The following is a 13939-nucleotide window of genomic DNA, read 5'->3' on the forward strand; positions in this document are numbered from 1 at the left end:
ACTAGGTTTCCCGATCTGTATTCATAACACTACACCCTTAATTTTGTGTAATTAATAAAATTGCTCTCTCGAGCCTTAAGACATCTTAAAAGTAGCGTTTTATTTTTAAACAACAAAATTAAATACTATAATATTGTATCGTTATTCTATACTAGATAGGTCGGGTTTTTTATTTTATTCCGAGAGGAAGCGCTATAACAACCCCTATAGATGACTTGTAACCAATTTTTGGGCGCTTTGCGGATCTGTTAATTTTTTCTTGTTGGACATGCGGTGTTAAAATAATACTGCTATTGACAACCCTTTTTGAATGCAAATTTTTTGCAAAGGGGAAAGCTATGCCCGTTTTGTTGGAACGGGTAGGGCCAAGTCATCTTTATTGAACCTATAAAATGAACCAAAAATATTCAAATGTGCTAGCCCTAGAACTGGCACTCTATGAAATCCACGATGCTGGATATGATCCAATCCAAAAGATTACCGAATTCTGGGAGAAATATGACCTCATAAGTATTCAGAATACAGTCAATCTGTTATTAAAAAATCACACGGATACGAACTATATGAACGAAATCTATGTAGCAAGCCATAAACAAGTTTTTTCAGCCGATCTGTTTCGTTTACTGGTTGCCTATTTTATGGCGCATACCAATTCCATTTCAATCGATAACATCGATATCTACGATGCAGATACCACCCAGATCAGTAGACAAGAGCTCTCGATCACGAAAAGAATTCATGATCTATTTGTTCGAATAGTAGACTAACCTTAACAATAAGCAGAATATGAAAAGATCAAAATCATTAACTGCCTTATTAGATAGGGTAGCCAATATTCCAGTTATACAGATTATAACACTCATTATAGTATTTACAGTTGTTTTTCAATCCTATTTAACTTGTTTTTTAAAGGCATTGAAGAAAAAACAAGCCCTATTTATACTGGCCTGTTTGTTTCATATGTTTAGTTTATCAGCTCAGACGCCCCGCAAGGACAGCGGGGCGGATGGGCCATTGGCTATCCTCGGTACTGTTGTATCTTCAATCGATGGTAAGCCCATCCAAGGGGTATCCATTCGCGTAGATGGTGAAAAGGGTAGGACCTCGTCTAATAAGGATGGCTCGTTTTCATTGCTAGTTTCCAAACCAACTGGTACTGTTTCGTTTGCCCATATGGGTTTCAAATACTTAGAACTACCCTATGTCTCTGGGGTATTATTGCAAGTAAAATTGATACCGATAGAGAATCAATTGGATGAGGTGGAAGTAGTCTCTACAGGATACCAAAAGATTCCGAAAGAAAGGGCGACGGGGAGTTTTGTGCAGGTGGATAACAAGCTTTTAAATAGGCAGCTTTCAGCTAATATCTTGGATAGACTAAATGGTGTAAGTAGTGCGGTTCTTTTTGATAAAAGTACAGTTTCTAATACCAATCAGGCAGGGATATCAATAAGGGGGCGTAGTACACTATTTTCCAATGACGAACCGCTGATTATATTGGACAATTTTCCTTATTCGGGAGATATCAATGCCATCAATCCAAATGATATTGAGTCGATATCTATACTCAAAGATGCGGGTGCTGCTTCTATATGGGGAGCACGGGCAGGAAACGGAGTTATTGTAATCACCACAAAAAAAGGAAGTAAATCCAGCGCGCCGCAGGTGAACTTTGCAGTTAATGTCGATTTTACGGCAAAGCCTGATCTATATTATCCTGCACAGATGACCTCTTCGGAATTTATAGCGCTTGAACGCTTCCTCTATGAAAAAGGTCGGTATAATTCAATCATAAATAATGGCTACGGTGAGATTTCGCCCGTATTAGCACTCCTCGAAAAACAACGTAAAGGTGAAATATCGCAGGCTACCTTAGAGCAAAATCTGCTCGATCTGAGTAAAACCGATACTCGGAATGATTTGGAACATTGGTACAGGGTAGGGCTAAGGCAGCAATATGCAATAAACCTTCGTGGTGGATCGGATCGGTATACTTATTTTGGTTCGTATGGCTACGATCGGGATCAGCAACCATCGGCCACAGATAACAACCGCCGACATAGTTTTAATTTTAACAGTTCGTTGAAATTGGTAGATCATTGGCTCAACCTGACCAATTTTATCCAATTCAGTGATCAACTCAATAAAAGCAATAGCCAATCGTTTACACCTAACTATCCCTATTTAGATCTCATCGGAATTAACGGCGAAGCACTTGTCGTAAGTGATGGTACACTCAATATGACGTATGCTGCCAATCCGGGCAGTAATCAACTGTTGGATTGGTCTTATCGACCCTGGGAAGAAAACAATGCCAATTACAGCGCTGCAACGCAAAGTATACGGATTGGCGCTGGCCTTGAAGTAAGGCCTTTAGATTGGCTTATAGGTAAAGCCGAATATATGCTACAGCGCAATAATGGTCAGAATGAGATCTTATACGGGAAAGATTCATACTATGTACGAAATATGGTCAATACCTATAGTCATCTCGATCCGGCAAAGAACACCCTGATAAGACCTATCCCCTGGGGAGATATATTGGATCAGAACAACATAAGTTCGATATCCAAGAGCTTTAGAGCTTCTGTAACGGTAGATAAAAGAGTCGGCAAAAAGAACAGTATCAATGGCTTATTAGGCTGGGAAATTAGGGAAGATAATGCTTCACGTTATAGAAACTACTTTTACGGTTTTAATAATGAGACAAGAGTAAATCAGAATGCAGCAATAGACTATGTTTCTACGTATCCTTTTTGGTTTGGCAATGGAAGTGGCCGCATCCCCAATAACGATAATAGTACGGCAAGCGTAGACCGTTTCCTGTCTTATTTCTTTAATGGTAGCTACTCCTATGACAACAAGTATATCCTTTCAGTTAGCGCGAGAAAGGATGAATCCAATTTATTCGGCGTAAAATCCAACCAGAGGGGGGTACCGCTGTGGTCTGTAGGCGGGCGATGGAATGCGATCAGCCAGAATGGTCATGAAAGAAAATTGCTGAGCCGCCTGGCTCTCCGATCTAGTTTTGGCTATAGCGGTAATGTAGATCGTTCGCTTTCTGCTTACCTCACGGCTCAGCCCTCGGTGGGGCTGACGCCTTGGAATGCCAATAATCTGACGGTAGTCAATCCGCCAAATCCTTCCCTAAGATGGGAAAAAGTTAAAAATTGGAATATAGGAGTCGACCTTTCCTTATACAATGATGTGCTTGAATTGACAGCAGACTATTTTATCAAAGACGGGTTGGATTTGATGGGGACATCACTGCTCGCTCCGCAGACAGGTGTCACCCAATTTAGGGGAAATACGGCAAGCACACGCACACAAGGCTTGGATCTAGTACTAAAGTCTACATTGAAATTTAATAAAGTAAAATGGTTGATGAGCCTGCAGCCTAGCTTTATGCACAGTAAGGTGCTGAAAAACTATGTGGGCAATCGAACTAATGTATCAATTGCTTCCAATAACAGAGAAAATCCACAAGAAGGCTATCCTTACTTTGCCTTGTTTTCTTTTCAGTGGGCGTGGCTAGATGCTATGGGTAATCCTCAGGGCATGAAGGATGGGAAGCCAAGTGCTGAATATGCCTCATTGCTAAATGCGAATGATCTCGGACAGCTGATCTATCATGGCTCGCTTTCACCAACGAGCTATGGGAATTTTATGCATACCATCAACTATGGAAACCTTAGCCTGTCATTCAATCTGGTCTATAAACTGGGATATTACTTTAGACGGAATAATGTCTTTAACGGTAGCAATGTAAATTATCGGCAGGAGGGTTTCTCCGACCGATGGCAGGAGCAAGGGGACGAAAACATGACTTTCATTCCATCACTCAGCGATCCGTTAAACAATAATCGCGGTACATTCTTCAATCTTTCGGAAAAGTTGGTGGAACCTGCAGATCATATCCGCTTAAAAGATATTCGCATTGGATACAGTTTTCGTCAGCTTCCTGCGGGAATAAAAGGGCTTGAACTCTTCGGCACGGTGACCAATGTGGGATTGCTCTGGAAGCGTACCAAGGTAAGGCAAGATCCCGACTTTAATAATAGTATTCCGGCTCCAAAGACTTTTCTATTGGGCGCTAATCTGAAAATCAATTAATTTTTAATACTATGAAAAATAAACTTATATATACACTGCTTATATTGATCGTGTTATCGGCCTGTAGTAAAGATTTTCTTGATATGAAGCCCAGTTCTTCAATCGTACAGCCAACAACATTGGAAGATATGGAAGGGCTGCTGGAAAACTACGGCGTCATGAATTCCATCTCCCCAGCGCTGGGACAGCTCTCTAGCGATGAATATTTTATCGTAGATCAAAAGGCTTGGGAAAGCACGCTTACACAGACCGAAAGACGGGCCTATATCTGGGAAAAGGATATTTACAATGGTGATATCAATATCATGGATTGGAATAAGCCTTACGCTGCTATTTTTTATGCCAACAGTATTATTGATCAAATGAGTAAGTTGTCTTCCGTAAAGGATACGAGGCGTCACAATAATTTGCTAGGTTGGGCTTACTTCGCTCGGTCATATGCCTACTATGAGCTTGCACGTAATTTTTGTAAATATTATGACATCAATACAGCAAATGTTGATCTCGGACTTCCGTTGAAGCTCTCGCCAAATGTTGACGAGGTCGTACAACGATCATCTTTGGCGGAGACTTACAACTTCATAATGACAGATCTTGAAAAAGCAACTCAGCTCTTGGACGCCAACGATTATATTTCTAAACGAAATCATGCCTCGAAGGCGTCTTGCTACGCACTTGCTGCAAGGATACACCATGCGGTAGGAAATTATTCTCAGGCATTGCTATATGCAGACAGCACATTAGCTATCCATAATAATCTCGTGGATTACAACTCCGTAAGCTTAAGCAGCCAAACGCCATTTACCTACGTCATGGACGAAGTGATCTACTTTTCAACGCAGGTAAATAATTATGCCGGAACAACAGGCTATCTCAACCGCACTGCAGTCGGTGTTGATACGCAGCTTTACGGAATGTATAAACCAAATGATCTGCGCAAAGAGATTTATTTTATGAGAAATAGTCTGGGCAATTACAATGTCAAACGTGGATATCTTGGAGGTGGATCTTATCCATTCACAGGACTAGCAACAGATGAGATCTATCTGATCAAAGCCGAGTGTCTGATTAGATCTGGAAGCGACGCGTCTGCAATTAAAGTGATGAATGATCTGCTGATCAGGCGGTACGCAAAAGGTAAATACAACCCCATTGAATCCATGGACAGTAAAGCATTGTTAGCGTTGATTTTAGATGAGCGAAGAAAAGAATTGGTATGGCGCGGACTGCGCTGGACGGACCTCAAACGCCTAAATAAGGAGGGCGGTGGAATCGAACTCAAACGGCAGGTAGGTGCTCAAAACTTTACATTACCGGCGAATGGTAACCGATATACATTTCCTATTCCTGATGATGAGATTGCATTTAGTCATATTATGCAAAACGAACGTTAAAACAAGAACAAAAATGAAAAATTTTAATATTTATACAGTCATATTTCTATTGCTGTCAGCGGTGAGTATCACAAGGGGACAGGTCAAATTCGTTGTCCCACAAGTGGAGGCCACACAGGTTTCTGATTCTATAATTTTATATACTGCGCATGATTATCTGATAAGGAACATTGAAGATGCATCAAATAAAAAAGTGTGGAAATTGTCCAAAGGAAATAGTTTTTTATTGGATATCGGACAGGAGTATAGCTATCTCGTCATTCATAATGAAAAACTTACTGGAAGAAATAGGCCCCTGTTGATCAAAAATGGCTCAGTAATCAACTTAGAAATAGATAAAGAGGGTAAAATCGCGTTTTCAAAAAAACAGTCTAGCTTGGTCGAATGTCAGCTCAGGCTTGCTCAACTGAGGAAATATCCAAGATCCAAACAGGTCAAGCCTACAAAAGAACATGTAGACAATCTCATTAAAGCGAGAAGTGATAACCACAATCTAATGGATTCTATTATACACTCCTATGCGACATCTCTTTCAGTAGACGAAAGGGAAATTTTGAGGAGTAATTGTATGGCAGCAATAGATTTGGCCCTCTTTTCCATCTTGGGACGCATGAATTCCGACGCGACCACGATGGCATACGTTTATGATAAATATAAACAGATAACACTAAATAGTAGAGGGACATTTTATGCCCGGCATAGCGTAGAACCTGCACTTCTGGGCGAATACGGTTTTAGGCGTCAATTTAATAAGCTTAATCTTGAAAGGACAATACACGGTCATACCTTTACTTATAGTGCTATCTATAATCAGATAAATGAAAACAATCGTGGACTAGCTCGGGATCGCGCTATCGCTGAAAGCATTCTGAATGAAATCCAATATGATCAATTTCCGCTCAACTATTTAGATAGTGCACTCATGACTGTAAGAGATAGTATAAGCAGAGCGGTTATACTGGCACAGCAAGAAAGTAGGGCAACAGGTAAAATACTATTTCCTTTTATTTTTGAGGATGTGCAGAAGCAAGAAATAACACCTTCAGATCTGAAAGGCAAAGTATTGGTCATTGATTTTTGGTATAATGGGTGTTTAGGATGTGGAAAATTAGCAAAAGTAATGGAAGATGTCATTGATGAATTTCATGAGAAAGATGTCATTTTTCTTAGTGTAAATGTTGATAAGAGCAGAGCAAGGTGGATCGAGGGTGTAAAGTCAGGAATCTATACATCGCCATATAATCTCAATGTTTATACCAAAGGACAGGGACAAAATCATCCATTTATATTGCATTATAAGTATCGCTCGTTTCCGCAATTAATGATTGTAGATCGAACTGGTAAATTGGTAACAGCCAATGCAACACGGCCCTTTGGTGCTGAAAGGAGAAAGGAATTAGTAGCGACAATTGAAAATCTGTTGAAGTAATGCTTTGTTCCTAGCGGTTTATTACAACAAAGCCCGGTGTTAGCCGGGCCTTGTTCTTACTAAGGAGATAATAAAATCTCAAACTGTTAAAGCTATTCTTAGCGGGTGTAGCTACCTGAATTGGCACTCTGGTAAGTAATCTCACTGCTTACACTGGGATCATTTTGAACATCGTCCCAAGTGAAACCGTCTGGAATCGGGTTGTCTGTTCCGACAACACATTTTGGTTCCATGTACGTTTCACAGTTGTCGTTCTCATTGGGCGTTCCTGTGATCTCAAGATAGGTATCGCTTGATTCGTCATAACCGTAAAAATGACTCGCTAATTTTTTATCAGCTTTAACTATTGTTGTAAACGACTGCGTCATAACTGCGCAGCTTAGGAATGCTACTCCAAGTAGCACTTGTCCTAATTTTTTAAATTTTTTCATTTTTTTAAATTTTGGAATGTTTAATTTTTGTTCTTACCAGGGCAAAGATTCCCGCAATCAGCCAAAATAGATTAAATACGATATGCGTTTTCCAGCCCATGGATTCGATCACACCACCACAGTGACAGAGCTTTTTGTCTGCAAACCCGACCATCAGACTAAGGTAGATGGTAAATACAGTCATCAATAGGGTCGATGTCCACAGTGCGAAGCGCCTAATCCGATACATCGGCACAATGAGCAGGATAGCGAGCACAATCTCCAAAGCAGGGATGCCATAGCCGATCACCTTCGCATAAGTGCCCAGATAGGGGATCTTGCTATTGCCTCTAATAAAGGTCGATAGGTTCATAAACTTGGCCCATCCCGTATACATGTATAGAAAGGCATAGCCAAAGATCACCACCTGCGGCAAGTGACGGTAGATCCAGCGTGCAGCCCGGCGGATTGAACCACCCCGTTTGGAGGAGCTTGCCGGCTGATCCTGTTGATGTAATGATATCCTGATACGCTTTTCCATAAGCTTGTCTGTATTGTTGTGTTTGTATTCTTTTGCTGCGGAGCCATCTGCCAGAGACCGATGGATTTCCTGTTTGATCTTGCTACTCACCGACATCGCGGGAAGAGGGCCGCTTTTTTGGGAAACAGATTTCGGAACACAAAACACCGCAAATAATGCCCCGGACTAACAGAAAGTAGGGTAGTCCCGATATTATACTTGTCGATATGTCTGTTGCTGCGGTTCATTGTATTGTCTTTTTATATCATAATCGTTTACAAACTGTATAAGACAAAGTTAAACCGAAGAATAAGCATGGGTTTGCAAGAAGCGGAATGGTTGATTTGCCAAATCTGAAACTAGTACTCCTTTCTAAAGCCACCAAGATATTCACTCGGTGACAACCCAGTCTCTTGTTTAAAAAAATTGCTGAAGTGGTGGATACTGTTGAAACCGCATGAATAAGCTACATGACTGATACTGTCATCCAACAGAATTTGTTGTTTGATATGCTCAATAAGCAGCTGCTTTCTTCCTGCCTGCAAAGACTGTTTGTATTTCTTTCGGTAGATCCGGCCGATGTATTGCTGGCTCTTGCCGAAGAAATCGCAGAGCGCTGCGATTCTAAATTCCTGGCCATGCCGGCTAATCCTATTTTTCATTTCATCGTATATATCCTGTGCCTCCTGATCGCTTCCCAGCTGCCGTTCATATTCGTTAAAGATTTTCTTTTTGGATAGTTTGATCAGTCCATTGAGCTCTTCGTAGATAAATTTATCATTGTCTAAATCGCCTGCCCTCAGATTTAATACGAAGTGTTGCAGTCGTGCAATGGTTATTGATCCGACCCGAAAATCAACACTACAGGACGATAAGGGGCTGTTGCTGCGATAGGCATCAATCAAGGGATGGAGAAACCGGAATGGCCGCTCATTTCCATTGCGGAAAATACTACCCCGGAAGTAAAAATTGAAAATTGTATAACTTCCACCAGGTAAGTGAAGTGCATAATCTCCTGATGGTAAGTAGATATACCGGCCTCGACTGGAGGAAATAGTGTAGGTGACATCCTGCTTCATGTCTTTGATTTGAATGGCACCGTCCTTTCCGATCAGGTAGAACAGATGGAGATCTGCCTGAAGGATACGTAGGGGAATAACCATCCTGTTGGACGCCGTAACATCCAGAATATTGATATAAGCAAGTAGGCCGTCAAATTCTTGCAGATAGGCTTGGCCAGAGGCATTTCGATAATAGCGAGATTCGCCATTGGACATGGGGATATGCGGCTGAAGCGTCGAATCCTCAGGTTGATGGGCCTCGCCAAACACAGTTTCCAAATGAATATATAATGCTTTTTTCATACTAATTTAGGTCAATAAGATTCCCCTAGACCGGAAAATTTCTTTCAGTTGCGTGCGCAGCGATCGGCCGAACCCCTCCTGTGGTCATGCGATCGCGCTATAGCAGCCTTGTCAAAATTTTCCGTTGTAATTTTTGAATTTTGACAAAAGTGTACCTAACAGCGCATTAAAACCAGTGTTTCAAAATAACCTACCACATTTGGTAGGTTAATCTTTGGGCGAACGCGAAGTATTTCCGAATACGAGAAAATTTTAACTGATTTCAGTGACAAGGCAAATGAAAAAGTGTTGCACGTAGAACCTCGAACGATGCTTTGTGTATGTTTGAGATGGCTGCTGAGCTATACTGTTTTCGGGTTGTGTTCGTATGCTGTTCGTACCACCTTCGGAAATGGACAGTATGGCAAGCAATATTGAACAGTGGCTGACCAGATTTTTCCTGTACGGAGTCTGGTCAACAACTGTACAGTGTCTGTCCAACATCTATTGATGCTCCGAAGCAGGTACGAAGCAGGTTCGAAGCAGAGGCCTAATCAGGTACTTATTCTCCAGAGACCGCCTAAGCATTAAGACTAAGCACTGTAGGCGAGGTATTTTATTATGCAAAAAGGTGGTTGGTCAGGTCCGTACGCGATTCAGTAAGGATTCGGGTCTGCTTCCGCACAGCTTCGAGACTGCATCGGCCGCTGCTCGGCGGCGATTTGGTTCGGCTTTGCCACAAAAATGATCCCTCCGTAAATCTGTGCTATTCTTCCGCTCAAATGAGTTAGTCTCCCCGTTCCAATAGCGGTAATTTTGGATAAACAAAAGAATAAAAAATGAGCAAAATAGTTTTTATAACAGGAGCTTCCAAAGGATTTGGAAAATTATGGGCTGAGGCCTTACTTAAAAGGGGTGATAAAGTTGCCGCCTCAGCAAGAAATATTGCTGCATTGGCTGATTTAAAAGCGGCTTATGGCGACAGTATACTCGAAGTGGAATTGGATGTGAACAACCGCGAAGCTGTTTTTTCCGCTGTCAACACGATCAAAGACCATTTTGGGCGCATCGATGTGCTGATCAATAATGCCGGATTTGGCTTATTTGGTAGCACCGAAGAAACCTCCGAGCAGCAGGCCCGTGATCAGATGGAAACGAATTTCTTCGGATCCCTGTGGGTAGCGCAGGCGGTATTGCCGATCATGCGGTCACAGAAGAGCGGCCATATTATACAAGTCTCCAGTTTCCTTGGCCTAACCACGATTCCTTTATTGGGATTATACAATGCGTCAAAATTTGCCGTAGAGGGACTGATCGAAACCATCGGTTCGGAAACCGCGCACTTGGGCATCAAAACAACCTTGATTGAACCCAACGGTTTTGCGACAGACTGGGCAGGAGCATCTGCGGTTCAGACTTCTTCGGATATTACCGATTACGATGCCGTGCGTGCAGCTTTTGCAGCGACGGGTGATAACCCCGATACCTGGGGCAAACCGGAAGCTACGGTAGAGCCTGTGCTAAACATCATCGACAGTGAAAATCCGCCTAAGCGTTTGTTGTTCGGTAAAATTGCCTATCAGGTCGTCCATGATGTGTATACGCAAAGGCTTGAAGATATCCAGCACTGGAAAGAGGTCAGCATTGCAGCGCACGGACATTAAAAAACCGCTACTTCCGGTAGAATATTGTTTAACTTTGATAAAATGAAAACCGATGCAACACTATAGAACCCTGACAGAACTTCATCTGGGCAATCGTTGGGCAGCGCCGCAGCATCCGCTCTTCAGCTTGGTTGGCTGCCTTTCCGATTGTAAGCTGGGGGATAGGGAATTTACCGCCGACTGTTATGTGATCGCTTTCAAGAAGATTAAATCCGGCAATCTGATGTACGGCCGTACGCGCTATGATCACGATAACGGCTGTCTCTTCTTTGCGAAACCCCGGCAGATCATCGAGATGAAAAACCTGGAGTTCGAAGAAAAGGGCTATATGTTGATGATCCACGAAGACTATTTGCATGGCCATGAACTTTTCAAGGAAATTGAAAAATACAGCTTTTTCGATTATGAAGTGAACGAGGCGCTGCATCTTTCCCCGAAAGAAGAACAGCTTATTTTGGAGCTTTATGCAAAAATCCAGGACGAATACGAGAATAATCCCGATGAATACAGCCGTGAAATTATGCTGAGCCATGTTTCTTCGATCCTGAAATATGCGCAGCGCTATTACAAAAGACAGTTTATCGATCGGGCGCAGGTGATCGGCAAGACAGCATCCAGGTTTAACGATCAGCTGCGCAGTTATGTCAATCAGGGTCTGCTGGCAAAAAGCGGCCTGCCCAATGTGGCCTTCCTGGCCGATCAGCTCTTTGTTTCGCCACGCTACCTCAGTGACCTGCTCAGGCAGGAAACAGGCAAGACGGCCATGGAGCTGATCCATATTTTTATGATTTCAGAAGCCAAGAATTTACTGCGCTTAGGGGAGAAGGGTGTCGCTGAAATTGCGTATGAACTTGGTTTTGAAAATCCATCCTATTTTACCCGACTTTTTAAAAAGCAGACGGGGATGAAACCACTGGAATTCAGAAAGTCCCAGTTGAACTGAAAGGTGCTAAGCTATTATAAGTCACAGGAAAATGCGCGATTTTCCTGTGACGCTATGTTTGTGTCCAATCACTATACATCGACCTTTTAATTTTCGGGCGAGAGATGCTGTACTGCTATTCGTCGCGCGCAGTCGACATGCGACAGCGTTTCAGCGCCAACAGCTCGTGGAGAGGATCGATTACTGGATAGGATCGATCACTTCATTTTTTTTTTCGAGCAAAACTGATAGGCCACCAACCCAATCGCAAGACCGGCTACAATAGATTTGCTGATAAATGCCTTTTTATTAAATTTCCATTCTGCGCCTAGGCCGAGTTCTTTGGCGATATTAGGGAGATGGCCTTTTGCGATATCCTGTGCAACGCCTTCCAGCATATCGACACGGTCTGCCAGGACCAGTGGAAGCCAGCGTCCGTAGCTTGATTCGCTGTATTTGAAAGCGATGCGCCGGATTGCGCCGCTCAGCCCGCTTGGCGGACTGCTCGTACCATACACGGCTGTCAGGTTTGGCCGTTCAACAGACTTGAGTATTTCGACCGTCTCTTCTTGTAATGGAGGACGCTGCCAGGCGTAGCCTTGCTGTTCTTCGTTATTTCGTTTCTTAATGGGGAAGGTCGGATCATTTCTGGGGTCAAAATCGATCCCCCAGCCCTTAATATGGCTATAGTGTCCTTTTCTATCGTTGATAAATTCTTCGGGTGTTGTTTGATCTGTAATCATAATAAAATATCTTAAGTTGAAGCCAATGGTGGAATTAACACGGTTTTGATGCAGTTGTCCAATTTGGAAGAGAAAAGATGATAAGCATCGCCTACCTCCTCTAAGGGAACGCGGTGTGTAATCAGCTCCTTGGGATTGATAATGCCGTCTTGTACATGTTGGATCAGTTTGGGCAAAAGCCGCTTCACCGAGGCCTGATTGGCCCGGATTGTAATCCCTTTATTGAGCACATTGCCAATGGGCACGAGACTGTTGATCGGGCCATAAACACCGACGATCGACACGATGCCGCCTTTTTTTACACTGTTAATTGCCCAATGAAGTGCCGTAGTAGATCCGCCTTGAAGCATCATGTATCTTCCTAAAAGCGTATTCATCGCATTGCCGGCAGCTTCACAACCTACGGCATCAATACACACATCGGCCCCCAGCGAATCGGTAATTGTCTTGATAAAAACAACCGGATCGCCAATGGACCGGAAATTGACGGCCTCACACTGCGCATAGCGTTCGGCAAATTCAAGTCGATAGTCCACCTGGTCGATAATAATAACCCGTGCTGCACCAAATAGCCAGGAGCACTTGGCAGCCATAATACCGATAGGGCCGGCACCAAATACAACCACGGTATCGCCGGGCTGTATTCCAGCCATTTCGGCCGCCTGATAGCCTGTAGGCACTACATCGGTCAACAAGACCGCGTCGTCGGGGTCCATCCAGTCGGGGATCACCACGGGGCCTACATCGGCATAGGGCACCCGCACATATTCGGCCTGCCCGCCGGCATAGCCCCCTGCGGTATGCGAATAGCCAAAGATGCCACCCACTGCGGTGGCTTCGGGGTTCGACTCATGGCAGTTGCCATACAGTTCCTGCCGGCAAAAAGCACATTTGCCGCAGGCAATGTTAAAAGGCACCATCACCCGGTCGCCAACTTTTAAATTTTCTATTGCCGTTCCCACCTCGACCACCTCACCGATAAATTCGTGACCGAAAGTAGAGCCCACCCGCGTGTCGGGTACTAGTCCGTGGTAGAGATGCAAGTCTGATCCGCAGATACAGGAACGCAGTACCTGGACAATCGCATCCTGTGGATGGAGGATATCGGGTAGCGGGGCGTTTTTATCGGCACGTACGCGATAGGGGCCCCTGTAATTCATTGCAAGCATAATTTCGAATTTTTAATCTATCAAAAAAGCCAGCGCCCGTTCAAAGACACTTACTTAGGGAAGGGATGTGCTAAGCCATTCGTTTGCCTATTTTGCTTATAGCGGACTTATACGTTACAGAACGTATTTAAGACAGAGCGCCATCAAATGTGGCCAGCGCCGCGTTCTACCAGCAAGAGCTGATGATAACGCAGACGACAGGATGCTGCCGCACTTCGCATCACCTCGTCAA

At 43.4% G+C, this 13939-nt stretch carries 11 protein-coding genes; 6 read left to right on the plus strand and 5 right to left on the minus strand.

From position 1 onward, the window contains the following. The first annotated feature begins 392 nt into the window (after window positions 1-392). The 4 genes from AAW12_RS23230 to AAW12_RS23245 are packed head-to-tail and all read left to right on the plus strand — an operon-like array spanning window position 393 to window position 6936. On the plus strand, window positions 393-767 hold the full coding sequence (locus AAW12_RS23230) for a hypothetical protein (RefSeq protein WP_046676026.1): 375 nt from the start codon (window positions 393-395) through the stop codon (window positions 765-767). 19 nt (window positions 768-786) lie between these two features. Further along, window positions 787-4113, plus strand: a complete 3327-nt coding sequence (locus AAW12_RS23235; protein ID WP_084823303.1) for a SusC/RagA family TonB-linked outer membrane protein — start codon at window positions 787-789, stop codon at window positions 4111-4113. A gap of 11 nt (window positions 4114-4124) precedes the next feature. Next, window positions 4125-5507: a RagB/SusD family nutrient uptake outer membrane protein gene (locus AAW12_RS23240; protein WP_046676028.1), complete on the plus strand. Its 1383-nt coding sequence runs from the start codon at window positions 4125-4127 to the stop codon at window positions 5505-5507. Between the two features lie 13 nt (window positions 5508-5520). Further along, window positions 5521-6936 (plus strand): TlpA family protein disulfide reductase, encoded by a 1416-nt coding sequence (locus tag AAW12_RS23245; RefSeq protein WP_197084149.1) that lies wholly within the window; start codon window positions 5521-5523, stop codon window positions 6934-6936. Window positions 6937-7034: 98 nt separating this feature from the next. On the opposite strand, the gene AAW12_RS23250 is transcribed toward AAW12_RS23245, so the two are convergent. The 3 genes from AAW12_RS23250 to AAW12_RS23260 form a co-directional block, all read right to left on the minus strand. Beyond that, a complete protein-coding gene (locus AAW12_RS23250) occupies window positions 7035-7304 on the minus strand; it encodes a hypothetical protein (RefSeq protein ID WP_156167746.1) in 270 nt (89 codons plus the stop codon). Between the two features lie 67 nt (window positions 7305-7371). Beyond that, a complete protein-coding gene (locus AAW12_RS25860; protein WP_156167747.1) occupies window positions 7372-7977 on the minus strand; it encodes a DoxX family protein in 606 nt (201 codons plus the stop codon). A 248-nt stretch (window positions 7978-8225) separates the two neighbouring features. Beyond that, window positions 8226-9230: a helix-turn-helix domain-containing protein gene (locus AAW12_RS23260; protein WP_046676031.1), complete on the minus strand. Its 1005-nt coding sequence runs from the start codon at window positions 9228-9230 to the stop codon at window positions 8226-8228. A gap of 818 nt (window positions 9231-10048) precedes the next feature. Here AAW12_RS23260 and AAW12_RS23265 point away from each other — a divergent pair. Both AAW12_RS23265 and AAW12_RS23270 read left to right on the plus strand, forming a co-directional pair. Beyond that, entirely contained in the window at window positions 10049-10873 is an 825-nt protein-coding gene (locus AAW12_RS23265) for an SDR family NAD(P)-dependent oxidoreductase (protein ID WP_046676032.1), read from the plus strand. Window positions 10874-10925: 52 nt separating this feature from the next. Further along, window positions 10926-11816 (plus strand): helix-turn-helix domain-containing protein, encoded by an 891-nt coding sequence (locus AAW12_RS23270; RefSeq protein ID WP_046676033.1) that lies wholly within the window; start codon window positions 10926-10928, stop codon window positions 11814-11816. A 197-nt stretch (window positions 11817-12013) separates the two neighbouring features. Here AAW12_RS23270 and AAW12_RS23275 read toward each other — a convergent pair whose 3' ends face one another. After that, entirely contained in the window at window positions 12014-12538 is a 525-nt protein-coding gene (locus AAW12_RS23275) for a hypothetical protein (protein WP_046676034.1), read from the minus strand. Between the two features lie 11 nt (window positions 12539-12549). Then, the gene (locus tag AAW12_RS23280) at window positions 12550-13707 is read right to left on the minus strand and encodes a zinc-dependent alcohol dehydrogenase (protein ID WP_046676035.1); all 1158 of its coding nucleotides are present in this window, start codon (window positions 13705-13707) and stop codon (window positions 12550-12552) included. Between the last annotated feature and the right edge of the window lie 232 nt (window positions 13708-13939).

The organism is Sphingobacterium sp. Ag1, assembly GCF_000988325.1.
Taxonomy (GTDB): Bacteria; Bacteroidota; Bacteroidia; order Sphingobacteriales; family Sphingobacteriaceae; genus Sphingobacterium.

Excerpts from the sequence above, each read along its gene's own strand:
- AAW12_RS23245 (WP_197084149.1), top strand. The coding sequence starts at position 5,521 with ATGAAAAATTTTAATATTTATACAGTCATATTTCTATTGCTGTCAGCG.
- AAW12_RS23265 (WP_046676032.1), top strand. The coding sequence starts at position 10,049 with ATGAGCAAAATAGTTTTTATAACAGGAGCTTCCAAAGGATTTGGAAAA.
- AAW12_RS23275 (WP_046676034.1), bottom strand. The coding sequence starts at position 12,538 with ATGATTACAGATCAAACAACACCCGAAGAATTTATCAACGATAGAAAA.
- AAW12_RS23230 (WP_046676026.1), top strand. The coding sequence starts at position 393 with ATGAACCAAAAATATTCAAATGTGCTAGCCCTAGAACTGGCACTCTAT.
- AAW12_RS23240 (WP_046676028.1), top strand. The coding sequence starts at position 4,125 with ATGAAAAATAAACTTATATATACACTGCTTATATTGATCGTGTTATCG.
- AAW12_RS23250 (WP_156167746.1), bottom strand. The coding sequence starts at position 7,304 with ATGACGCAGTCGTTTACAACAATAGTTAAAGCTGATAAAAAATTAGCG.
- AAW12_RS23270 (WP_046676033.1), top strand. The coding sequence starts at position 10,926 with ATGCAACACTATAGAACCCTGACAGAACTTCATCTGGGCAATCGTTGG.
- AAW12_RS23235 (WP_084823303.1), top strand. The coding sequence starts at position 787 with ATGAAAAGATCAAAATCATTAACTGCCTTATTAGATAGGGTAGCCAAT.
- AAW12_RS23260 (WP_046676031.1), bottom strand. The coding sequence starts at position 9,230 with ATGAAAAAAGCATTATATATTCATTTGGAAACTGTGTTTGGCGAGGCC.
- AAW12_RS23280 (WP_046676035.1), bottom strand. The coding sequence starts at position 13,707 with ATGCTTGCAATGAATTACAGGGGCCCCTATCGCGTACGTGCCGATAAA.